Here is a 21,340-nt window from a genome sequence, read left to right as displayed (position 1 = left end):
ACGGCGGGGCGGGAGTCCCGGTCCCGTACGTCACGGATCGGCACACCGGGTGGGGAGCCGGCTCCGGACGGGTCTCTTCTGCCGAGGGCTCAGAGGCGCGGCAGGGCCTTCTCCCGGCCCAGGCCCCCGAGCCAGTGGGCGGCAGGCTTGGGCGTGCGCGCGAAGGTCTCGTGGTCCCAGCCGATGAGCCCGAACGTTGCCTTGTAGGTGCCCCACTCGTAGTTGTCGAGCGCGCTCCAGGCGAGGTAGCCGCGAACGTCGATGCCGTCCTCGATGCAGGCGGCGACCGCGTCGAGCGCGCCCGCATAGTAGTCGATACGGCGCTGCTCGTCCCCGGTGGCGATGCCGTTCTCGGTGACGATCAACGGCGTGCCGGGACCGATGAGTTCGGCTGTGTGCCGGATCGCGTGGCCGACGGCGGTGGGGTAGTACTCCCACGACGTCAGGGTGCGCTCGGCATCGGCCGGGGCCGGGATCGGGCCGTCCGCGCCGATCTTGGTCCGGGTGTAGGACTGCACGCCGATCCAGTCGTCGCCGCGCGCCACCTCGATGAAGATGTCCTCGCGGGGGTGGCGGTAGGCGGCGGTGACGTCCTCGGCGCCGGGCTCGGCCTGGTACACCTGGTTGGCGATCGTCCAGCCCACCTGGATGTCGGAGTTGATGGCGCGGACCACCTTCACCGCGGCGCGATGCGCGGCGATGACCGCATGCGTCGTCGCCGCGTCGGGGAAGGGCAGACCAGCGGGCGGGAAGCCCTGGTCGCCGCGCTTGGCGAGACCGGCCATCACGGCGATCATGTTCGGCTCGTTGATGGTGCACACATGGCTGACGCCTTCGGCGATGATCGGCGCGCACTGCTCGACGTACCGCGCGAAGAGTGCGACGGCGCCCTCGGCGGTGAAGCCGCCGAGGTCCTCGAACCACTGCGGGATCGTGAAGTGGTGCAGCGTGATCATCGGGCGCAGGCCGCGGGCGAGCGCGCCCTCGACCATGCGGCGGTAGTGGGCGATCTCGGCGCGCGAGAAGTGGCCGCGGGCCGGCTCGATGCGGGCCCACTCGACGCTGAACCGGTAGTCCGTGAAGCCGAGTTCGGCGAGCAGGTCCATGTCCTGCTCCCAGCGGTGATAGCTGTCGCAGGCGTCCAGGCTCGGCTCCTGGATGCTGGCCGCCGGGTCGTGCTCCTTGCGCCACCAGTCGCTGTTGACGTTGTTGCCCTCGATCTGGTGGGCGGCGGTGGAGGCGCCCCACAGGAAGCCGTCGGGGAAGGGCGTGCGGGCAGGGGTGAGCGTCATGGTGGTGATGCCTGTCCTTCTAGGTGCGTGGGGGAGGCGAGGCCCTGAGGGAGGGCTACTTCATGCCGGCGGTGGCGACGCCCTGGGTGAAGTGGCGCTGCAGGACAGCGAAGACGATGAGCACGGGAAGGACGACGAGGAGCGAGCCCGCCATCAGCATTCCGTTGCCGCCGCCGACCGTGCGGTTGGGATCGTTCGCGAAGGTCGCGAGGGCCACTGGGAGGGTGTACTTGTTCGGGTCGTTGGTCGAGATGAGCGGCCAGATGAAGTTGTTCCACGACCCGAGGAACGTGAAGATCGTCAGCGTCGCGAGGGCCGGCTTGACCAGCGGAAGCACGATCCGCCAGAAGATGTACCACTCACCGGCGCCGTCCATCCGGGCTGCTTCGAGCAGCTCATCCGGGATGGCCTGCATGAACTGCCGCATCAGGAAGACACCGAAGGCGCCCGCCGCGAAGGGCAGCACCAGGCCGGCGTAGGTGTCCAGCAGGTTCAGCTGGCTGATCAGCACGAACAGCGGCAGGACCATGAGGTTGGCCGGCACCATCAGGGCGGCGAGCACGATCCCGAAGACCTTCGAGCGGCCGGTGAAGTTCAGCTTGGCCAGCGCGTAGCCGAGCATCGAGCAGAACAGCAGGTTGCACACGGTCACGAGCCCGGCGACGATCACCGAGTTCATGAAGTACCGCGACATGTCCAGCTGGTCGAGCAGGTCCTGGAAGTTCCGCAGCGTCCACTCTGACGGGATCCAGACCGGTGGGCTGGCAGTGAGGTCCTTCTTGGTCTTGAAGGCGCTCAGCGCCATCCACAGGAAGGGCATGGCCATCACCAGCAGGCCGAGCGAGGCGACGACGTACAGAACCGGCTTGCTGACGCGGCCTTGACGGCGGCGAGGGGAGCCCGGGGCGGTGGTGGGCGCGGCGCTCATTTCGTGTTGTCCTTCATCAGTCGCAGCTGCAGCACCGTGATGCCCATGATCACCACGAAGAGGACGTACGCCATCGCGCTCGCGTAGCCCATGTTGAAGAAGCTGAATCCCTGCTTGTACATGTCGAGCGACACGGTCAGTGTGGAGTCGGAGGGGCCACCCTGCGTCATCACGAACGGCTCCTCGAAGACGTTGAGGTAGCCGATCGTGGTGATGACCGTGGTATACAGGAGCGTCGGGCGCAGCAGCGGCACCGTGATGCGGCGCAGCTCCTGCCAGGCGCTCGCCCCGTCGAGCCGGGCGGCCTCGCGGACCTCGGTCGGGATGGCCTGCAGACCGGCGATCATGAGGACCATCACGGTGCCGAGATTGCGCCACACCGCCATGATGATCAGGGACGGCATGGCCCAGGTCTCCGAGCCGAGGAAGTCCGGTGCGGTGAAACCGAGTTCGTCACCGAGTCCGGCGATCAGCCCGTCCGATGGGTCGAGCACGAACCGCCACACGATCGCCACGGCGACGATGGTGGTGACCACGGGGGCGTAGAAGCCGACGCGGAAGAACGTGCGGGCTCGGCCGATCCCGTTGTTGAGCAGTATCGCGACCAGCAGCCCGAGCCCGATGGTCAGCGGCACCCCGACGACCACGAAGTACGCGGTGTTGAACAACGCCTTCATGAACTGGTCGTCGCTGAACAGCTTGGTGTAGTTGTCCAGGCCGACGAAATTCGCCTCCAGCGGGCGCCGGACGTTGCGCTGCCCGAAGTCGGTGAAGCTCATCAGAAGTGTCGCCATGATCGGGAAGAGCATGAAGACGCCGAACAGCGCGAGGAACGGGGTGGAGAACAGCCAGCCGGCCAGGTTCTGCTTCCCCATCGAGCGTTTTCTGCGTCGGCCCGCCTTGCCGCCCGGGCCGTCTGCGGGCTCGCCGTCCCGGGCCTTCATGGCCCCGGAGTTCGTGGGGGTGGGTGTCGTGGTGGACATGGTGCGCCCTTCGGACTTCTGGCGTGGGGGAAGGGTTACTTCTGGACGAGGCCTTCGATCTCGCTGTTGGCGGCGTCGAGCGCGCTCTTCGCCGATGCCTTCCCCTGGGCGACCTTCTCGATCGCGGAGTCGATCTTCGAGGTGATCTCGGTCCACTTCGGCTGGGCCGGGGAGACCTTCGCCGACTCCATCTGGGTCTTCCAGACCTTCATGTTCGGGTCGGTGGCGAGCTCGCCCGACCTCCAGGCGTTCACGTTGGCCGGCAGGTCCTTGGTGCGCTGGTACCAGTCGGCCTGGCCCTTGGCGTCGGTCAGGTACTTGATGAACTCCTTGGCGGCGGCCTTGTGCTCGCTGTCCGCGGAGATCGTCAGGGCGGAGCCGCCCGCCATGGAGGCGGAAGTCTCGTCGGTGGGCACGTTCGCGACCGCCCACTTGCCCTTCAGGTCCGGGTAGTTCTCATCGATCAGGCCCATGACCCAGGGACCGCCGAAGAACATCGGCACGGAGCCGTTGTTGAAGTCCTTCGTCACGTCGTAGCCGGGGCGGACCGACTTCTCGGCGAGGCCCTTCTTGAAGTAACTTCCGTAGTTCTCCAGGGCCTTGACGGCCTCCGCGCTGTTGGCGACGGCCTTGCCGTCCTGGGTGACGATCTCGCCGCCCGCGGAGTAGAGGAACTGGTAGAAGCTCTGGACCGTGTCGAGGCCGCCGGGCTGGATCGAGAGGCCGTACTTCGTTCCGGCCTTCTTCTGGTACTTCTCCGCAGCCTGCTGCAGCTCAGCCATGGTGGCCGGGGCCTTGGAGATGCCCGCCTTCTCGGCGAGGTCGGTGCGGTAGAAGAGCACGCGGGTGTCGACGTACCAGGGCACGCCGTACGTCTTGCCGTCGTACTGGCCCTGCTTCCAGCCCGCCGGGAAGTAGTCCTTCTCCTGGAAGGTCTTGGTGTCGACCGGCTCGAGGACGCCCATGTCGGCGAACTCGGTCATGTAGCTGCCGCCCATCTGCATCACGTCGGGCAGCTTGTTGGCAGCAGCGGCGGAGACCAGCTTCTGGTGGGCGACGTCCCAGCCGATCGGGGTCACCTTGACCGTGATGTTCGGGTTGGCCTTCTCGTAGACCTTGGCGACGTCGGTGAGCTTCTCGCCCTCGGTGCCCATGGCCCACACGGTCAGCGTCTGCTTCGCGTCGGCCTTGACCTGGTCGCCGCCAGAGCCGCCGCAGGCGGTCAGGGTCAGTGCGGACGCCAGGGTGATGGCGATCGCGGCGGTGGTGGATCGGCGGTTCATGGACGGCTCCTCCTCGGGCGGGCCCGTGGCATGTATGCGCTGCCTGTAAGCGCATACATAACTCTGTGGTCACCCTCCTGATGTGGCAAGAGGGGGCTTGGTCACACTCTCGTAACGGGAGTGACATCAGACTGTGAATGTGTCGTGTGTGCGGCATGGGCGCACGTCGACCCTAGACGAGACACTCCACTCCACCGGACCCCGCGTGTGCCCAGGCGAATCGCTCGCGACGGCCGTACCTCCTGACCTAAGGTCGCGGGCATGACAGCCGGCACGGATGGCGCCCGTTCCGCCCGCACCTTCGCACACGACTTTCCTTCCGACCCCTCCTACAGCTGTGGCCTGGGCGAACTGTTGCGCATCCCCGCGCCCGAGGGCCCCGCCGACTTCGACGCGTTCTGGCTGGGCCGGTACGAGGAGGCCCGTGCGGTGGCGCCGCAACCCGAGGTCGGGCGGCTCGTCGAGGAGCGGGACGGGGTGCGGATCCACGAGGTGTCGTACCACTGCCGCTGCCGAGGTCGGCGGCGATCCTGCCGTGCGTGCGGGGCATGGCGGGTCGCAGCATGACGCCCTCCGTGCCATGCGTCTCCGCCGAGCACGTATTGCACGGGATCGCCTCGCGGGAGACGTACGTCATCGGGGAGTGTGTCGCCGACCTGTGGTGCGCGGCGTCGGCGCTGCTGGAACTCGTCCCGGTGCTGGGCGACCCGGAGCCGCGGTTCGGGTACTGCGGGGTGAGCTTCGGTGGCGGACTCGGTGCCCTGGCGCTGCCCTGGGGCGACCGATTCGCGATCGGGCAACTGACGGTGCCGACGTTCGGAAACCATCCGTTGCGCCTGACCCTGGGCTGCGTCGGCAGCGGAGCGGCGGTGCGCCGACACCATGCGGACCACCCTGAAGTCGTCGATGTGTCTGCTTCGACGCGGTGACGGCGGCGGGCCGGCTCCGTAAACCGGTAACTGGTGGCCGCAGCGCTGTTTGACCCGTCGGTGCCACCACCGGGCCAGTTCGCCGTGTACAACGCGCCGACCGGGGCGGGCGAGCTGCACGTGCTGGAAGCCGGGCACTTCGAGTACGGGGGGACGCAGGCGGAGCAGACCGAGCTGGATGCGGTTACTGCTGCGTTCTTCGCCCGCATGCTCGAGTGACGTGCGGAAGCCGGTAGTGGGCGGCTCAGCATGGACGGGCGGCTCCCCACCACCTGTTCCACGAGCCGTCCGCGGCCCGGGAACCTCAGCCGTGCCCGGGTGTTACGCGGCGTGAAGGGGGCCGTGCCGACGGTGCATGTGTCGTCAACGAGCCCGCTGCCGCCTTCAGCGATGACGCCGACTCCCGGCCCCGGAACGTCGCCGCGTCGTGCCCCGGTGGTCGGCGGCTATTTCCCGTGGCCTGTGCACCCGCAACTGCTCCGGCGAGTGACGGACACCGGCAGCACCATCGATACCGGCTTCCTGTCCTGGCGCCCGGTCAGGCGGCGTACGAGGAGCTCCACTGCTTCCTCGCCCATCTGTCGCATCGGTTGGCGCACCGTGGTGAGCGCGGGGCGCACCAGGCGGCTGAGCGCGATGCCGTCGAAGCCGGTGACCGCGATGTCCTCCGGTACCCGCGCGCCTCGGTGTTCCAGAGTGTGCAGGGCGCCCACTGCCATCTGGTCGTTGGCGAACAGCAGCGCCTCCGGCCGCTCGCCCGGCCGGTCGAGGAGGGCATCGGCGGCGCGGGCACCCTCGGCCTGCGTCATCATGCCGACGCGCAGATCGGGTTCTTCGGGCACGAAGACTCCGGCAGCGCGGCAGGCTTCGACGTACCCGCGGAAACGGGCCTCCACGTCCGGCGACTCCTCCGCGGACCCGACGTAGGCGAGGCGGCGCAGCCCGTGGTCCTCGATGAGGTGGCGGGTGAGTTCCCGTTGGCCGTCGGCGTTGGCGACCTCGATGTGGTCCAGGTGGTCGAGGTCGTCGGACTCGCGGGGCCCGGCCAGCATGACCACTGGCTGCCGCTGCGAGATGACCTCCAGGTCCTCCGTCGGGACGGTGCGGGCCAGTACCGCGAACCCGTCGACGTGGCCCGCCACCTTCGCCACCTGGCTCTCCGGGCCACCGTTGAGCGAGGCGGCGATCAGCAGCGCGTACCCGTGGCGGCGTGCGGCGCGCTCCATGCCCCGGATGATCTGGTCGGAGTAGAGCATCGCGGCGTCGTCGGCCTCGTCGCCTGCGCTGTTCTTGGCCTCTGACTCGGCGTCCGGGTCGGAGTAGTCAGGGAAGCACAGGCCGAGTACTCCGGTGGAGCGGCTGGCGAGACCGCGAGCGTTTCCACTGGGCACGTAGCCGAGCTCGCGGGCGGCCGTGAGGACCCGCTCGCGAGTCTGGGCGCGGACCGTGTCGGGGGTGCGGTAGACCCGGGACACGGTAGCGATGGAGACGCCGGAGCGTTCGGCGACGTCGTACACAGTGGGAGCTGTGCTCACTGAGAAGCCCTCCGAGTCCGTTGCAGGCCCGCAGAGCCTGAAAGAGTATGAAAGCGCATTCACTCTAGGTCGGGGCGCGGCACGGGGGCAAGGTCGGCCCAGGTCGTGGGTTTGCAGAGGTGTCATTTGCGCCGACCGGGAAGCTTCACGGTTCCGGCTCGATACTGTGCTGCCGGGCCCGGTGGGTACGGTTGGTGGCATGGGTGACGTCCGTGGGCTGGACGCACGCGCACTGAAGATCACCGAGTCGATCGTGAGCCAGGTCGACGCGGGCCAGAATCACGGCTTCGCTGAGGTCCGGGCGAAACCACCGATCGCGGTGTGTGGGCGGACCGGGCAGGATCCGGCGGCTGTGTTCGCTGCATCGGCCGCATCGTACGCCGCGGCGTACGCGGAACCGGATGTGCTGTCGCGATCGCTGTGGCTGCCGGAGGCTCGTCGCGGCCAGATGTTTCCCGTGCCGATGGCGATCGGCCTCCATCTGCTGGGCTACGTGGTCCGTGGCTGGGACGTGGCCGCGTGAGCTGTTGCGCCACGCCGGTCGGTGCGGCCGCGGAGCATACGCATCGAGTCCCTGCTCCGTCGGTGTCCCCACCTCGGATTCTCCCGGGCCAGCCGCATAACGAGCGTCCTGATCGCTACCGGGGTGGGTGGTCGTCCCGTGCGTCGGCGCGCGGTGTAGTCCCACTTCGCGGTGATGAATCTGCGGTGTCAGGCAAGCAGGGTGCCGGGGGTGGCAGGGAAGGTCTCGTGCCAGTGGCGCCGGGGTGTCAGTCCGGACAGGGCGGCGAGCCAGAACCGGTCGCCGGGCTCATAGCGGACCGGTCCGGTCAACTGAAGGTTGAGTGCGGCCGCGGTCAGGACTTGGGCCAATGAGGTCTTGGCAAGGCCACGGTAGGGGCCACAACCTCATGCGTGACGCACCCAAGGACCTGGTCAAAATCCTACTGGGGGCCGCTGAACCCATCGGTCACCAGGATGGCGCGTCAGCAACGCCAGCAGGTCCGCCTCAGCCGCTGACCGCACAGTGATCTTCATGCGCTGAGCCTGGAACGGGCACAGCCGCACACGTCGCAGCAGTTGCTCGCCAAGCGAAAGCAACTGCGGGTTCGCCCCGCCCGGACCTCGACTCCGCCTGCGGCTGGAAGTACTCCGACATCAGGCGGCCGTGTGGTCGGCGGGCTCGATCCCGCGGTAGGGCCACAGGTCCGATCCGCGGATGCAGGTCGCGGTCAGCTTCACGATCGCGTCGGTGGGCTCGATGATCTCCGGATCCTCGCGCTCCTCCACGCGGACATCGCCGAGGGCGTCGGCCAGGATGGGGGAGCCTGGCCGACGCCGGACTGTGGGGTGCGGGCTGCCGGCGGTGGCGGTCGCCTTCGCGGCGAAAGGCACCGTGGGGCTTCAGCCGAACGATCTTCCCCACAGGCAATAGGTGAGGCCCGGGGACACTGTCCACCGGCCGGCACCCGCGAATACTCCAACCAGCACCGATCCCCAGACATTCCCGCACCAGGAACCGACCAGCCCGAGGAGAAGGTGCCTGACTGTCGGCCTTCACGTGCCCGCAGGGCCCCTGCCGGACGGCCGCATTGACGACCTCTTCGAGCAGGATCACGACGGACCGGGCCCGCGTCCCGGTGGGGAGCGGACCCGGTGAGGGGTTGGGGTGGTGGCCAGTCGGCGAAGTTGGCGCCGACCTCCGGCGTGCCGGTGATGGAGACGCCCGATGAGCCCGGCGAGACGGAGCGGGCGCCGATTGTGGTGATCTGTGTGCCGCTGGAGGGCAGGTACGTCACCGCGCCGTCGCCGGAGATTTCCCAGGAGCTGACCAGCAGGTCGGGCTTGCCGTCACCGGTGACGTCGTCGAGCTTGGTGTCGGCGCCGAACCCGTCGTACTTCTCGTCGTCGCCGGGCACGCCCGCGGTGCTCTGCGCGAAGTACTGGGCGCCGGAGGTTGTGTTCAGGCCGCTCGTGGAGCCGTACAGGACGGTGACCGCGCCGGTGTCGGCGACGCCGTTCAGGTCCTCGCCCGCGGCGCTGATGACGATGTCCTGGTAGTGATCGCTGTTTCCGGCGCATCACACGAGACAGCGAGATATGACGCCGTTCTTGTGAGTGAGGCAGTCGGCGCGCCTGCTAATTGCCACCACCGACTCATTTCGTCCTCAGTTTGTGGTTTCCGGCTCGGTTCTGCGCGATGTTTCGTGTCTTCCTGGTTCTGCCCGACTCGGCGAGCAGGGTGAGTACCGCCGGCGACATCGAATGCTCGGCGAGGCGGCGCTGCATCCAGTCCGTGACCTTCGCCAACTCGGCTGGTGTCGGCGTATGGCCGTCCTTGATGGACAGGTGGAACAGCCAGTCGTGGATGCGGCGGCGGATGAACTCGCGGTACCCCTCTGCCTTGAGCTGGTCGATCTCTGGCAGTAGTTCGGCCGACCACTGCCGGAACTCGGCGGAACCGGTCACCTTCATCGCGATTTTGTCCACGAGGGCGATCACCGCCGTCTTGGACACGATGTCGATGGGGTCGCGCAGGATCGTGGCCACAACCGCGCGGTCTCGGTCGCGGCTCCGCGAGGAAGCGGTTACCGAGACGACGCGTTGGTAGGCGGACGATCGGATGTGCTCGTCCGCGACGGCATCGTCGACGTCCACGTCGACGATGCCGGCCCCCGCCAGCAACTCGGCCACATCGGAATGCAATGTCATCGCTTTATCCCTTGTATGCCGGGGCCCGGCCGCTGGTCCCGGTCGCGCTGGATCGGCGGAGCGCGGCCGCATGCTGCGCGGCGGCCGGGACCCGGTCGGTGTCGGGCGCGGCAATCGTCCGGGTTCAGGTCATGACCGCGGTGGTCCTGATGCCGAACAGGGTGAAAAGGCTGTCCCGGATGGTTTCCATGGCGGTGATGATGCCGGTGCACAGCGAGATGGCCCGCATCCTGGCGCCCGGTGCCAAAACGTCGGGCCGTGACCAGGCCGTGCCGCCGGGGCTCCTGGTGTCCCCGCAGCCCCGGGGCTTCCGCTCCGCTCATGACGGGCCGTGCCCGGCCCGTCCCTGCCGCGGGCCCGGCGGGCGCCAGTCGGCGATGCCGTCGAAGCCCCGCAGCAGCAGGCCGGGGCCCAGTCGGCTGACCGCGGTCAGCGCGGCGTTGCGCAGGGCGGCTGCGGGGGCGCTGGAGAGGGCCGGCATGCGGCTGCTGCGTGCCGAGCGGCGCACGATGTCCGTCGTGCGGGGCAGCCGGTCGCGGGTGTAGGCGGTCAGTGCGCCCGGCAGGTCGGCGGCCTTGGCGGCGGTCAGGTGGTGGGCGAGGACGACGGCGTCTTCGATGGCCTGGTTGCCGCCCTGTCCCAGGGTCGGGGTCATCGCATGGGCCGCGTCGCCGAGGAGGGCGGTGCGGCCCCGGTGGTAGGCGGGCAGCGGTTCGGTCTGGTGGCGGATGTCGTGGCGCAGGACATCGCCGGGTTCGACGGCCGCGAGGACATCGGGGATCGGCCGGTGCCAGTCGCCGAAGAGCCGGAGCAGTTCGGCCTTCTCGTCGTCGGGCGCGCGCCCGCCCTCCGGGGTGAAGGCCGCCGCGTAGGCGTAGATGCGGCCGTCCAGGAGCGGATGCGTGCCCCAGAACCGTCCCCGTCCCCAGGTCTCGTGCGGTGTGAAGGGCCGCTCGGGGGCGGGGGCGACGATGCGCCAGGTGGTGAATCCGGCGTAGCGGGGCCCGGGATGGCCGGGGAAGAGGACGCGGCGGGCCGCCGAGTGGATGCCGTCGGCGGCGACCACGAGCTCGGCCTCGAACTCCTCCTCTGCCACGGTCACGCGCGCGGGGCGGCCGACGGCGCCGGGGTCGGCCAGTTCGGCGGCGGCCCCGGTGCGTACGCGGTCCCCGGGCAGCCGGGAGGCGAGCAGGGCCACGAGGGTCGCGCGGTGGAGGAGGACGGTCGGGCCGCCGAACCGCCCGATCGCCGCCGCGCCGTCCATCCGGGCGAGCCGGCGGCCGCCGGGGGCGCGCAGTTCGCCGTCGCTCCGCCAGGCGGCCAGGGCGCGTATCTCGTCGCCGAGTTCGATCACATCGAGGGCACGCTGGGCGTTGGGGGCGAGCGAGATCCCGGCGCCGACGGGTTCCAGGGTGGCAGCGCGTTCCAGGACGGTGACGGCCCAGCCACTGCGGTGCAGGGCCGCGGCGGCGGTGAGTCCGCCGACTCCGGCGCCGATGACGACGGCACGGGGCTGCTTCATGATCCCTCCCGATACTACAGGTGTAGTAACGGTCAAGCTACTACACCTGTAGTTGGGGCGATAGGTTGAGGGACCATGACCGCTGATCAGACCCCCGCCGCCCTGGCCGGTGGATCCCGCGCCGAGCTCATCGCCGACACCGCCCTCGCGCTGCTGGCCGAGCGCGGCATGCGCGGCCTGACACACCGCGCGGTGGACGAGGCGGCCGGGCTGCCCCAGGGCTCGACCTCCAACCATGCCCGCACCCGCGCCGCCCTGCTCACGGCGGCCGTCCGACGGCTGGCCGAGCGGGAGGCGCGGGTACTCGCACCGGACGAGTTGCCGCACCCGGGCGGCAGCCCCCTCAACACCGCGGACGGCCAGGACGGCGACGCGCTCGACGCGGTGGCCGACGCCCTCGCCCTTGCCCTGCACCGCACACTGACCGGCCAGCGCGAACTGCTGATCGCCCGTTACGAACTGGCCCTGGAGGCGACTCGCCGACCCGAGCTGCGGGAGTTCTACGACACGGCCGGACGCGGCTTCCGGGAGCCGCTGGAGACACTGCTGACAGCCCTGGGATCCCCCGAACCGCCACGCCACGCCCAGTCACTCGCCGCTTGGTGCGAGGGGCTGATGTTCCTCTGCGCCGCCGGACCGGACCACGCCGCCGTGCCCAGCCGCGCGGAGCTGCGCAAGGGGTTCGCGGAGCTGCTCCGCGGCATCCTCGACACCAGCGCCTGACGACGTCAGCTCCCGGCGCGCCGGCATCCGCAGCAGGTCGGGAGCTGATCCTGCTGTCCTGGCCTCGCGCGTCCCCAAGGGACGCCGCTTCGCGGCGACCTCGGTGCGGATTCGCGGGAGACGGCGAAGCCGATCCCGGACGGGAGGAGCGACGACGGGTGAGGCGCCAACGCAAGCTCCGGCTGAAGGCCGCCCTTCTGGGGCGTTCGAGGGGCGGGCAGACCAGCAAGGTCCACCTGGCCGCCGACCGCAGATGCCGGCCGCTGGTGTTCGTCCTGACCGCGGGCCAGGCCGCCGACAGTCCGCAGTTCATCCCCCGCCTTCGACGCCCTGATGACCGATGCCGGCGTGAAGGTCGTCACCACCGGTATTCGACTACCGCGGATGAACTCGCTCATGGAGCGCTGGATAAAGACCTGCCGCACCGAACTCCTGGACCGGACCCTGATCTGAAACCGGAGCCACCTCCTGCACACCCTGCGCGAGTACGAGACCTTCTACAACGGACACCGCCCGCACAGGGCACTCGAACAAGCCGCCCCATGCCGCCCAGTCCCCGCACCCATCACCCAACAAGCCCAACTCACCCACCTGGAAGTCAGCCGACGAGACCGACTCGGCGGAGTCCTCCATCAGTACCAGCACGCCGCCTGAACTGCGCGGATGATTTATCGGCACCCGCAGTCCGGGAGTTGGGAGGCCATGCAGCGGCAGCTGCGTTCGACTTTCACACGCCACAGGCGTGCCGCTTCGTCGCCGTCGCCGGCGCTGGCATCGCCCTCGCCCCCACCCTGGCCCTGGAGGGCATCCGAGCCGGCGTCAGCGTCCTGCCGCTTCAACCCCCCGCTCCGGGCGTCGCATCCTCCTGGTCCGCATGAGCGACCATGTCCTCACCCCTGCCGCCGAGGCGTTCGCGGGCTTCCTGCGCGACAATTCCGCGGCTGCCTGATGCGTATCACCCGTCAGTAGCCCGGGTCCGCCGACCATGGCGGACCCGGGCTACTGCCGGGTGATCACCTCATCGCACCTCCTGTGCGTACGGCGCGACGGTGATCCGGTCGATCAGCGGTGCGTAGCGGGAACGGAGCAGCACCCCGGGGAAGGTGTCCGAGGCGTAGGTGGTGCCGTCGAAGTTCGGCAGTTCCTCGGAGCGGAAGGTGATGGTGTTCTGTCCCTTCTCGAGGTGGACCGGAACGGTCAGCTCCCAGAAGTTGTTCTGGTGGAAGCTGTGGGGGAAGGTCACGCGCTGCGCCTTGCCGCCGCCCACCGTGATGTCGGCGTGGCGGGCGAGTGGGTCCGGGTTGTAGTGGGTGGCTTCGGACTGCTCGGGGTTGGAGTAGCGGATGCGCAGCGCGTTCAGGCCGGCCCGGTCGGCATTCACGGTGAAGGTCGCTGTGTTGCCGTTGCCGGGGTCGCCGCCGATGCCGGTGATCGCCGTGCCGTCGGTCGCCAGAGAGAGCGGGGTGAGCGTGGCCGAGCCCGCGAGCTTGGCGTCCTGGGCCTCGTATGTGCGCGCCGTGAGCGTGCCTTCGGTGGGCGTGACCGTGAGGCGGTCGACGAGGGTGGCGGACGAGCCTCCGGTGAGTGTCACCTTGTTGATGCCGCCGGAGAGGGAGACCGCGACGCTGTGCTTGCCCCTGGACAGGCGCAGGACGTGGTGTCCGTTGACGGAGAGCCGGGCGTTCGCGCCACCGAGGGTGTCGACCTTGAGGGTGGCCTCGCGGTCGGCGGGGGAGTAGACCCAGAAGGTGGCGGTCCCGTTCTTCGGGAGCTGGATCGCGCCCGAGCCGGTGGCGGGGGTTCCGGCCCGCTTGGGCAGGTCGTAGACGGGCCGTGCGCCGCCGTCCGGCCAGGCCAGTTCGCCTTCGTACACCTGGGTGGCGGCGGAAGGATCGGGGAGGGAGAGGGCGAGGCGATCGACGATGGCGTCGCCCTTGGTGGCGCGCTTGCCGTCGACGCTCTTCGCAGCGAGTGTCAGGGTGTGCTTGCCCTTGGTGAGGTGGACCTTGGTGTCCGTGTGGTCCCACACCACCCACTTGTAGGCGAGCGGCAGGTGCAGTTCCCGTTCGCTGTCCGCCTTGCCGTCCACGCGCAGAAAGACGTTGGTGGGGCCCTGCTCCTTCACCTTGTCGAAGGTGTTCAGGGAGTTGGCGAAGACGCCCAGGTCGTAGGTGCCGTCCTCGGGCACGTCCACGGTGAAGTCGAGCGTGACGTCCGAGCCGGTGCGCAGACCGCCCACGTCGTAGCCGCCGGAGGTGTAGAACTTCGACACCTCGCGGGGGGAGCCCTCCGGGCCGTTCTTCGAGTAGCCGGACCCGGTGTGGGCGGCGTCCTCCGCCTCGTACGAAGCCTGCCAGCGCACGGGCGTGGACTGCGTGCCCTTCGCCTTCCCGGCCGGACTGAGGACGATCTCGTACGCCGAGGACTCCTTCAGCTTCGGCAGTTCGCCGTCGCCGAAGTCGACGACGACCCTGCCGTCGTCACCGACCTTCAGGTTCGTCTCCGTGAGCAGCTTCGGGCCGGAGCTGTCGCCCAACTGTCCGCTCCACTCGATCTCTCGCACCCAGGCGTGCACACGGTTCCCGAAGAGCTTCTTCGGGACATCGGCGAAGGTGATGTGGCCCTTGCCGGTGGACCCGCCGAAGAGCAGCCGGGCCTGCCGCTTCTTCTCGTCCACGGTGGCGACGCCCTGCATGGAGTAGTTCTCGCCCGGGAACGGCGGGGTGACCTTCACCGTGTGCCCGCTCATCGAGGCGTAGGAGTGCAGCAGCCACCACTGGCCGTTGGCGCGGTTCGACTGCACGGCGGAGTCGGAGAGGTTGCCGTCGATGTTCCAGTACGCGATGTTGGCGTCCACCTTGGACTCCTCGATCGCGGATACCCACTGGATCATCTGGCCGGGGACGGAGGTGTGGTAGTTGAAGGCGTACTCGTTGATGTTGATGGGGAGCTGGGTGCCCTCTTTGCCGGTGCCCTTGAACAGTTCCTTCTCCCACCCCCGGTACGTGGCGACGCTCTCGCGGACCGCCTCGGGGTGGCTCAGCTCATGCCAGGTGATGACGTCCGGGAGGGTGTCGGCGGCCAGGGTGTGGGTGAGGAAGCCCTTCACCTGGTTGTACAGGATGCTGGTGTTGGGACCGGCGATCCGGGCGCCGGGCATCTTGCGCTTGATGAGCTTGTAGACGTCGTCCCAGGCGGCGAAGTAGTCGTCCGGGTCGGTCAGCCAGCTGACCTTGTTGTAGCTCCACTGACCGGTGCCGAACATGTTGCCCTCGGGCTCGTTGAACGGCACGAAGACGATGTTGTCCTGGTACTGCTTCGGCAGGTTCAGGACCTGGTCGACCTGGACCGCGATCTTCTCCTTGTAGAGCGCCAGCTTCTCCTCGGGGGTGTCGCCCGGCCACTCGTACGGGAAACCGCGGTGGATGTCGGTCATGTAGATGTACACGTCACCGTCGGTGGAGTCGGCCAGCGGCCCCACCACCTCCAGCGCGTCGGCGCCGGGGTGCTGTGGGCCGTCCTGCGCCTTCGTGGAGACCGTGCGCAGGCCCATGCCCTCGATGAGGTTGTTGGTGGGGACGTCCGGTCCGTACACGCCGTAGAGGGTGCCGGAGGCGCCGCCGTGGAACGCGCCGGTGTCCGAGCCGAGGTCGACGGTGAGCTGCCCCTCTCGGACCACGGTGACGGTCGCCTCCACCGCGCGCCCGGCGGCCGTTCCCGCCACGGTGAAGGTGCCCGGCTGGGCGTACTTGTCGGGAGCCACGGCGTCCCAGGTGATCGGCGTGTCGCGGTCGTATCCGTCGGAGAAGGAGGAGCGGACTGCGGCGGGGAGGGACGGGGCGGTCCCGGTCGCCGTACGGACCTCGAACGACATCTGCGAGAGCTGCTGGAGGGTGGGCACCTCCCCGACCATGCCGGCCACCTGCTCGGGGCTGAGCGCCGAGTGCCATACGGTGAAGTCGTCGATCGCGCCCTTGAGCAGCGGATCCGGGTAGAAGGACTTGCCGATGTAGCCGGCGGCTGTGGCCGAGCTGTCCAACAGGTCCCTGGCCTTGACACCGGTCGCGGCTGAGGAGACCGCCACGCCGTCGAGGTAGGTGGTGAGCCGGCCGGCGGTGGTGTCGAGGGTGACGGTGACGGTCCGCCACTCGTCCGCGGGGAGCGGCGCGTAGCCGCGGATCTGAGTCTCCGCGCCCCCTCCGCCGGTGGTCACGGAGGTCTGCAGCAACCCGCTGTTGTTGGACGGGGTGGCGAAGAGGTACTTGGTGGTGTTGGTGCCCAGATCGAAGATCCGCTGCCACGACGACGCGTCTCCGCTCCACTTCACCCGGGCGGAGACCGTCAAGCTGTCCGCGTCGCCGACCACTTCGCGGGGCAGGCGGACGTACGCGCCGGTGGAGGTGGGCGCCCCGCCGGGGAGAGCGAGCGCCTTGCCGCCGCCCGTGCCGGCGACGGACCGGGCGGTGGAGCCGTTGACCAGGCTCGCCGTCAGGCCGTTGCCGGAGCTGTCGGTGATCTTGCCGGAGGACAGGTCGTCCTGGTCGAAGGTGTAGCGGGCGGTGGGCTGGGGCGTGTCGGCCGCCTGCGCGGGGACGGCTGGTGCGGCCAGCAGGCCCGCGCCGAGGGCCAGCGCCACGGCGGCCGGTGCCCGGCGCCGGGTGGATCTGTCAGCGGATGGCATGGATTGCGTCCTCAATCCTTGAGTTGGCGGTTCCGGTCGGCCGACCTCGGTCGGCTGCTCGTCCATGGGGCGGCCCGGCGGGAGAGTTTGAGGGTGGTGTTGGTGTCAGGCGAATCGGTTCGATTTCCTGCGCCACGGGAACCTCTCCGGCCGGCCGGGGCGGCAGCTCCTCTCCTCGGGGGTGTGCGGAGCGCGCCCAGGGTTGCCGGAAGGATCGCTTCGTCGAACCGGTTCGCGAAGCTAGCACCGGGAAACCCGACCAGCAATCCCTGCGACGCAAGTGCGATTCCCAGCCCTTGGATGGATCGAGAAAGTGATGTTCAGGGTGTTGACAGGCGTTCGGGCGGTTCCTAACGTCGCTTCACACGAACCGGTTCGACGGCCGGGGCGCCCCTCTCGTCCCGTACCGCATCCCCACAACCGGCGGGCGCTCCTCCTGTGAAGCGTCGAACTGGTTCGAGCAAGGAGTTGCCGTGAACATCGGTGAGATCGCGCGGCGGGCCGGTGTCTCGCGGAGCACCGTGTCCTACGCGCTGAGCGGCAAGCGCCCGGTGTCGGAGGACACGCGCCGGAAGATCCAGCAGGTCGTCGACGAGCTGGGCTATCGGCCAAGCGCCAGTGCCCGCGCCCTGGCCAACGGGCGGACCAGCACCCTCGGCCTGGTCTTCCCGCCGGCCGGGAACCACTACACGGGGATGCAGCTGGACTTCATCGGGAGCGTGGTGGAGGCCGCCGCGGCCTACGACTACGACGTGCTGCTGTCGCCGAGCGGCGTGGACAGTGACCGGTCGTTCCAGCGGCTGCTGGGGGAGCGGCGGGTCGACGGGGCGATCCTGATGGAGATCAGACTGGAGGACGACCGGGTGGACCATCTGGCCGCCCTGGACTTCCCCTCTGTCACCATCGGCCGCACCGCCCGTCCCGAGGGCGTTTGGTGGGTCGCCCTGGACCACACCGCGCTGGTGCAGGCGTGCGTCCACCACCTGGCCGATCTCGGCCACCGCCGGGTCGCCTTCGTCAACCGTCCCGAGCAGCTGCTGCGGGCCGGGTACGAGTCCGCGCACCGCGGCCTGGACGGTTTCACCAAGGCGGCCGCGGAGCGCGGGCTGACGGTCCGGACGTACTGCTGCGGGGACGACGCCGCCTCGGGCCAGAGCTGCGTACAGCGCATCCTGCACGACGATCCCGCCACCACGGCCCTCGTCACGCTGAACGAGGCCGCGCTGGGCGGTCTCTACCGGGGGCTCGCCCAGGCCGGCCGCCACGTACCGCGCGACTTCTCCGTCACCGGAGTGGTGGCCGGCCGCTGGGCGGAGACGGTGACCCCGCAGCTCACCGCGGCGGACGTACCGGCGGCCGAAATGGGGCGGCTCGCCGTCGAGCTGCTGGTGGAGCGGCTAGACCATCCCCACGCGCCGCCCCGGCACCATCTCCTCACGCCGCCCATCTCCCTGCGGGCCAGCACCGGGCCCTCGGGAACCACGCCCGCGGCGGACACCTGGCCCGACACGACCCCCTGACCGCACCCCACGCTCACCTCCTCACGCCCACCGGACGCTCGAACCGCTCAGCAGTTCTCGTTCGTCGTGCCCGGACCCTCCCCACCACCTCCAGCCCTCGGCACCGGCATGCCAAAAACAAAGGACCGGCCATGAACAGCTCCTCCAGACGGCGTCGCCTCACCGCCGCAGCCCTCACCGCCCTGGCCGTCGCGACCAGTGCCACCGCCTGCGGCTCGGGAGGCACCGGGGCGGAAGCGTCGGACAGCGGCACGTACACCATCTGGGACCCGTATCCCCAGTTCGACAAGGGCTCGGCATGGGTGAAGCTGCTGGACGAGTGCGGCACCAAGGCGGGTGTGAAGGTCAAGCGCACCGGCTTCGACACCAGCGACCTGGCGAACAAGGCACTGCTGGCCGCGCAACAGGGCAACTCCCCGGACGTCCTCATCGTCGACAACCCGGTGGTGTCGACCCTGGCCGAGGCGGGCGTACTCACCACCACCGACGACAACAAGCTCGACACCTCCCCAGTGGATCCCAACCTGCTCGCGGCCGGCCAGTCGGGCGGCAAGACCTACGGCACCCCCATCGGCGCCAACACCCTCGCCCTCTACTACAACAAGAAGGTCCTGAAGGAGGCCGGGGTCGACATCGCCTCGATCAAGGACTGGAAGTCGCTGACCGCGGCGCTGGAGAAGGTCAAGAAGGCAGGCAAGAAGGGCATCACGTTCTCGGCGATCGGCACCGAGGAAGGCAGCTTCCAGTTCCTGCCATGGTTCTGGGGCTCGGGCACGAAGCTGACCGAGCTCGACTCCGCCCAGGCCGTTTCCGCGCTGTCTCTGTGGAAGGACTGGCTGGCCAAGGGCTACGCCCCGAACTCGGTGCTCAACAACACCCAGACCACCAGCTGGCAGGAGTTCGCGACCGGCGACTACGCGTTCAGCGAGAACGGCACCTGGCAGCTCGCCAACGCCAAGAAGGCGGGCTTCGACTACGGCGTCCTGCCCATCCCCGGCATCGAGGGAGGCAAGGCGTCGGCCCCGACAGGCGGCGAGTTCGTCACCGTCCCGGTCCAGGACTCGACCGACCGCTACGCCACCACGCAGAAACTCGCGACCTGCCTGACCAGCACCCAGAACCTGTACGACACCGACACCACCCTCTCCTACGTCGCCCCCACCTCCGAGGTCCAGGACAAGCAGGTGGCGGCCAACCCCGGGCTCAAGCCGTGGGTTGACGCGGTCAAGGCCGCCCGGGGCCGCACCAGCGACGACCTGGGCACCAAGTACCCGAAGATTTCCGAGCAGCTGTGGAAGGCCGTGCAGTCCGCCCTGAGCGGCTCGAAGTCTCCGAAGGACGCACTGAGCGCCGCTCAGTCCGCCGTCAAGTGACGTACTCCAGGGCCTTTTGATGAGTCACACGACACAAGTGCCGCATCGCCGACCCGTGCCCGACCGCACGGCGGTCCCCACCGCACCGCCCCGGGCACGGCGCCGCCCCAGCTCCCAGCAGTGGGCCGCCTGGGCCTTTCTCACCCCGGTCACCCTCTACCTCGCCCTCTTCTACGCCTATCCGCTGTACCGCAACCTCGATCTGAGCCTGCGCAACTACACCGTGCGCTCCTTCGTCCAGGGCGACGCACCCTTCACCGGCCTGGCCAACTACCGCACCGTCTTCGACGACCCGACCTTCGCCCCCGCCCTGTTCCACACCGTGGTGTTCACCGCCGTGTGCCTGTTCTTCCAGTACGCCATCGGCCTGGCCCTCGCGGTCTTCTTCAACCAGCACTTCCGGCTCTCCGCCACCCTGCGCGCCCTGTTCCTGGTGCCCTGGCTGCTGCCGCTCATCGTGTCCGCCTCCACCTGGTCATGGATGCTCAACAGCGACTCCGGTGTCGTCAACGCCGCCCTGCACGCCGTCGGCATCGACCCGGTGAACTGGCTGACGTCACCCTCCTGGTCGCTGACCTCGGTGATCACCGCCAACATCTGGATCGGTGTCCCGTTCAACCTGGTCGTGCTCTACAGCGGCCTTCAGTCCATCCCCGCCGGCCTGTACGAGGCGGCCGCCCTCGACGGGGCGGGTGCCTGGCGCCGGTTCTGGAGTATCACCTTCCCGCTGCTGCGCCCCGTGTCCGCGATCACCCTGCTGCTGGGGCTGGTCTACACGCTCAAGGTCTTCGACATCATCTGGATCATGACCAAGGGCGGCCCGGCGGAATCATCCACGACCTTCGCCACCTGGTCCTACCAGCTCGGCTTCGGCAACCTGCTGCCCGCATTCGGCCCGGGCGCGGCCGTCGGCAACCTGCTCGTGATCGCCGCCCTGGTCTTCGGCCTGGTCTACGTCCGGGTGCAGAGAAAGCAGGCGCTGACATGATGCGAAGCTCCAAGCGCACCTGGGGAAAGACGACGATCGGCCTTCTGCTGACCGGGATCATGCTCTTCCCGGTCTACTGGATGCTGAACGTGTCCTTCACCCGCGACCAGGACATGCGAAAGAGCCCACCGGACCTGTTCCCCGTCCACGGCACGCTGGCCGGCTACCGCAGGGTCCTCGACGAGCAGTTGCCCTACCTCGGCACCAGCCTCGTCATCGGCCTGGGCACCGTCGTACTGACCGTGGCTCTGTCCGCGCCCGCCGGTTACGCGCTGGCCAAGCTGCGCCCGCGCGGCGGCGGGGTACTGAGCTTCCTTCTCCTGGCCGCCCAGATGATCCCAGGCATCATCATGGCGATGGGCTTCTACGCCATCTACCTCCAGCTCGGACTGCTCCAGTCCGTGCCCGGCCTGATCGTCGCCGACTCCACCCTGGCCGTCCCCTTCGCGGTCCTCATCTTCACCGCGTTCATGTCCGGCATCCCCGGCGAACTGCTCCAGGCCGCGAAGACCGACGGCGCCGGCCCCCTGCGCACCTTCTGGTCGATCGTCCTGCCGATGAGCCGCAACGCCGTCGTCACGGTGTCCCTGTTCGCCTTCCTGTGGTCCTGGTCCGACTTCGTCTTCGCCAGCACCCTCGCGGGCGGCGCCACACACAAGCCGATCACCCTCGGCATCTACCACTACATCGGCAACAACAACCAGGAGTGGAACGCCATCATGGCCACCGCCGTCGTGGCCTCGCTGCCCGCCGCGGTCATCCTCGTCCTCGCCCAGCGGTACGTCGCCGCCGGCGTGACCGCCGGCGCCGTCAAGGACTGACCTTCCCCGGCGATCCTTCCCCCGCCCGTGGGAAGCTCCCGCCGGGACGC

General features: G+C 69.1%; 15 protein-coding genes and 6 pseudogenes. 10 read left to right on the top strand and 11 right to left on the bottom strand.

Features of this window, described 5'->3' with window-relative positions; translation table 11 throughout:
* Nucleotides 1-89 precede the first annotated feature (89 nt).
* From ABTY62_RS32665 to ABTY62_RS32650, 4 genes are read right to left on the bottom strand one after another with little or no spacing between them, the layout of a single operon-like run.
* The gene (locus ABTY62_RS32665) at nucleotides 90-1,292 is read right to left on the bottom strand and encodes a glycoside hydrolase family 1 protein (protein WP_352133028.1); all 1,203 of its coding nucleotides are present in this window, start codon (nucleotides 1,290-1,292) and stop codon (nucleotides 90-92) included.
* A gap of 55 nt (nucleotides 1,293-1,347) precedes the next feature.
* A complete protein-coding gene (locus ABTY62_RS32660; protein ID WP_352133027.1) occupies nucleotides 1,348-2,220 on the bottom strand; it encodes a carbohydrate ABC transporter permease in 873 nt (290 codons plus the stop codon).
* Complete coding sequence (locus tag ABTY62_RS32655; RefSeq protein ID WP_502997559.1) at nucleotides 2,217-3,203, bottom strand: carbohydrate ABC transporter permease; 987 nt, start codon at nucleotides 3,201-3,203, stop codon at nucleotides 2,217-2,219. Before ABTY62_RS32655 ends, ABTY62_RS32660 begins: the two co-directional genes overlap by 4 nt.
* Before the next feature lie 35 nt (nucleotides 3,204-3,238).
* Nucleotides 3,239-4,486: a sugar ABC transporter substrate-binding protein gene (locus ABTY62_RS32650; protein WP_352133026.1), complete on the bottom strand. Its 1,248-nt coding sequence runs from the start codon at nucleotides 4,484-4,486 to the stop codon at nucleotides 3,239-3,241.
* Between the two features lie 261 nt (nucleotides 4,487-4,747).
* On the opposite strand from ABTY62_RS32650, the pseudogene ABTY62_RS32645 reads away from it, so the two are divergent.
* A pseudogene (locus tag ABTY62_RS32645) lies at nucleotides 4,748-5,634 on the top strand (acetylxylan esterase).
* A 227-nt stretch (nucleotides 5,635-5,861) separates the two neighbouring features.
* Here ABTY62_RS32645 and ABTY62_RS32640 read toward each other — a convergent pair.
* Nucleotides 5,862-6,950 carry a LacI family DNA-binding transcriptional regulator gene (locus ABTY62_RS32640; protein ID WP_352133025.1) on the bottom strand — a complete coding sequence of 363 codons (1,089 nt, stop codon included), beginning with the start codon at nucleotides 6,948-6,950 and terminating at the stop codon, nucleotides 5,862-5,864.
* Nucleotides 6,951-7,149: 199 nt separating this feature from the next.
* On the opposite strand from ABTY62_RS32640, the gene ABTY62_RS32635 reads away from it, so the two are divergent.
* Nucleotides 7,150-7,473 (top strand): hypothetical protein, encoded by a 324-nt coding sequence (locus ABTY62_RS32635; protein ID WP_352133024.1) that lies wholly within the window; start codon nucleotides 7,150-7,152, stop codon nucleotides 7,471-7,473.
* A gap of 188 nt (nucleotides 7,474-7,661) precedes the next feature.
* On the opposite strand, the gene ABTY62_RS47580 is transcribed toward ABTY62_RS32635, so the two are convergent.
* The 5 genes and pseudogenes from ABTY62_RS47580 to ABTY62_RS32610 all read right to left on the bottom strand — a co-directional run bounded on the left by ABTY62_RS47580 (nucleotide 7,662) and on the right by ABTY62_RS32610 (nucleotide 11,184).
* Nucleotides 7,662-7,823 carry a hypothetical protein gene (locus ABTY62_RS47580; protein ID WP_502997558.1) on the bottom strand — a complete coding sequence of 54 codons (162 nt, stop codon included), beginning with the start codon at nucleotides 7,821-7,823 and terminating at the stop codon, nucleotides 7,662-7,664.
* Between the two features lie 306 nt (nucleotides 7,824-8,129).
* Nucleotides 8,130-8,270: pseudogene (locus ABTY62_RS32625) on the bottom strand (IMP dehydrogenase); the annotation flags it as partial.
* A 359-nt stretch (nucleotides 8,271-8,629) separates the two neighbouring features.
* Nucleotides 8,630-9,022, bottom strand: a pseudogene (locus tag ABTY62_RS32620) (hypothetical protein); the annotation flags it as partial.
* 85 nt (nucleotides 9,023-9,107) lie between these two features.
* Nucleotides 9,108-9,662 (bottom strand): hypothetical protein, encoded by a 555-nt coding sequence (locus ABTY62_RS32615; protein ID WP_352133023.1) that lies wholly within the window; start codon nucleotides 9,660-9,662, stop codon nucleotides 9,108-9,110.
* Between the two features lie 319 nt (nucleotides 9,663-9,981).
* Nucleotides 9,982-11,184: an FAD-dependent monooxygenase gene (locus ABTY62_RS32610; RefSeq protein WP_352133022.1), complete on the bottom strand. Its 1,203-nt coding sequence runs from the start codon at nucleotides 11,182-11,184 to the stop codon at nucleotides 9,982-9,984.
* A gap of 75 nt (nucleotides 11,185-11,259) precedes the next feature.
* On the opposite strand from ABTY62_RS32610, the gene ABTY62_RS32605 reads away from it, so the two are divergent.
* From ABTY62_RS32605 to ABTY62_RS32590, 4 genes and pseudogenes are all read left to right on the top strand, one after another.
* A complete protein-coding gene (locus ABTY62_RS32605) occupies nucleotides 11,260-11,907 on the top strand; it encodes a TetR/AcrR family transcriptional regulator (RefSeq protein ID WP_352133021.1) in 648 nt (215 codons plus the stop codon).
* A 137-nt stretch (nucleotides 11,908-12,044) separates the two neighbouring features.
* Nucleotides 12,045-12,254 (top strand): annotated as a pseudogene (locus ABTY62_RS32600) (hypothetical protein); the annotation flags it as partial.
* Nucleotides 12,226-12,561 (top strand): annotated as a pseudogene (locus ABTY62_RS32595) (integrase core domain-containing protein); the annotation flags it as partial. The pseudogenes ABTY62_RS32600 and ABTY62_RS32595, both read left to right, overlap by 29 nt.
* Before the next feature lie 107 nt (nucleotides 12,562-12,668).
* A pseudogene (locus ABTY62_RS32590) lies at nucleotides 12,669-12,856 on the top strand (LysR substrate-binding domain-containing protein); the annotation flags it as partial.
* Nucleotides 12,857-12,925: 69 nt separating this feature from the next.
* Here the strand turns inward: ABTY62_RS32590 and ABTY62_RS32585 are convergent.
* Nucleotides 12,926-16,588 (bottom strand): LamG-like jellyroll fold domain-containing protein, encoded by a 3,663-nt coding sequence (locus tag ABTY62_RS32585; protein ID WP_352133020.1) that lies wholly within the window; start codon nucleotides 16,586-16,588, stop codon nucleotides 12,926-12,928.
* A gap of 473 nt (nucleotides 16,589-17,061) precedes the next feature.
* On the opposite strand from ABTY62_RS32585, the gene ABTY62_RS32580 reads away from it, so the two are divergent.
* The 4 genes from ABTY62_RS32580 to ABTY62_RS32565 all read left to right on the top strand — a co-directional run bounded on the left by ABTY62_RS32580 (nucleotide 17,062) and on the right by ABTY62_RS32565 (nucleotide 21,290).
* Nucleotides 17,062-18,108: a LacI family DNA-binding transcriptional regulator gene (locus ABTY62_RS32580; RefSeq protein WP_352133019.1), complete on the top strand. Its 1,047-nt coding sequence runs from the start codon at nucleotides 17,062-17,064 to the stop codon at nucleotides 18,106-18,108.
* A gap of 131 nt (nucleotides 18,109-18,239) precedes the next feature.
* On the top strand, nucleotides 18,240-19,481 hold the full coding sequence (locus tag ABTY62_RS32575; RefSeq protein ID WP_352133018.1) for a sugar ABC transporter substrate-binding protein: 1,242 nt from the start codon (nucleotides 18,240-18,242) through the stop codon (nucleotides 19,479-19,481).
* Nucleotides 19,482-19,500: 19 nt separating this feature from the next.
* Nucleotides 19,501-20,469, top strand: a complete 969-nt coding sequence (locus ABTY62_RS32570) for a carbohydrate ABC transporter permease (RefSeq protein WP_352133017.1) — start codon at nucleotides 19,501-19,503, stop codon at nucleotides 20,467-20,469.
* Nucleotides 20,466-21,290 carry a carbohydrate ABC transporter permease gene (locus tag ABTY62_RS32565; RefSeq protein ID WP_352133016.1) on the top strand — a complete coding sequence of 275 codons (825 nt, stop codon included), beginning with the start codon at nucleotides 20,466-20,468 and terminating at the stop codon, nucleotides 21,288-21,290. Before ABTY62_RS32570 ends, ABTY62_RS32565 begins: the two co-directional genes overlap by 4 nt.
* The last annotated feature ends 50 nt before the right edge of the window (nucleotides 21,291-21,340 follow it).

The sequence above is a fragment of the Streptomyces sp. NPDC097640 genome (assembly GCF_040302705.1).
GTDB lineage: Bacteria > Actinomycetota > Actinomycetes > Streptomycetales > Streptomycetaceae > Streptomyces.
The sequence above is the reverse complement of the archived record's forward strand: the minus strand, read 5'-3'. Positions and strand labels throughout refer to the sequence as shown.

Coding starts and splice junctions, on each gene's coding strand:
- ABTY62_RS32575 (WP_352133018.1), top strand. CDS start 18,240: ATGAACAGCTCCTCCAGACGGCGTCGCCTCACCGCCGCAGCCCTCACC.
- ABTY62_RS32585 (WP_352133020.1), bottom strand. CDS start 16,588: ATGCCATCCGCTGACAGATCCACCCGGCGCCGGGCACCGGCCGCCGTG.
- ABTY62_RS32660 (WP_352133027.1), bottom strand. CDS start 2,220: ATGAGCGCCGCGCCCACCACCGCCCCGGGCTCCCCTCGCCGCCGTCAA.
- ABTY62_RS32635 (WP_352133024.1), top strand. CDS start 7,150: ATGGGTGACGTCCGTGGGCTGGACGCACGCGCACTGAAGATCACCGAG.
- ABTY62_RS32655 (WP_502997559.1), bottom strand. CDS start 3,203: ATGTCCACCACGACACCCACCCCCACGAACTCCGGGGCCATGAAGGCC.
- ABTY62_RS32565 (WP_352133016.1), top strand. CDS start 20,466: ATGATGCGAAGCTCCAAGCGCACCTGGGGAAAGACGACGATCGGCCTT.
- ABTY62_RS32570 (WP_352133017.1), top strand. CDS start 19,501: ATGAGTCACACGACACAAGTGCCGCATCGCCGACCCGTGCCCGACCGC.
- ABTY62_RS32665 (WP_352133028.1), bottom strand. CDS start 1,292: ATGACGCTCACCCCTGCCCGCACGCCCTTCCCCGACGGCTTCCTGTGG.
- ABTY62_RS32615 (WP_352133023.1), bottom strand. CDS start 9,662: ATGACATTGCATTCCGATGTGGCCGAGTTGCTGGCGGGGGCCGGCATC.
- ABTY62_RS32610 (WP_352133022.1), bottom strand. CDS start 11,184: ATGAAGCAGCCCCGTGCCGTCGTCATCGGCGCCGGAGTCGGCGGACTC.
- ABTY62_RS32605 (WP_352133021.1), top strand. CDS start 11,260: ATGACCGCTGATCAGACCCCCGCCGCCCTGGCCGGTGGATCCCGCGCC.
- ABTY62_RS32650 (WP_352133026.1), bottom strand. CDS start 4,486: ATGAACCGCCGATCCACCACCGCCGCGATCGCCATCACCCTGGCGTCC.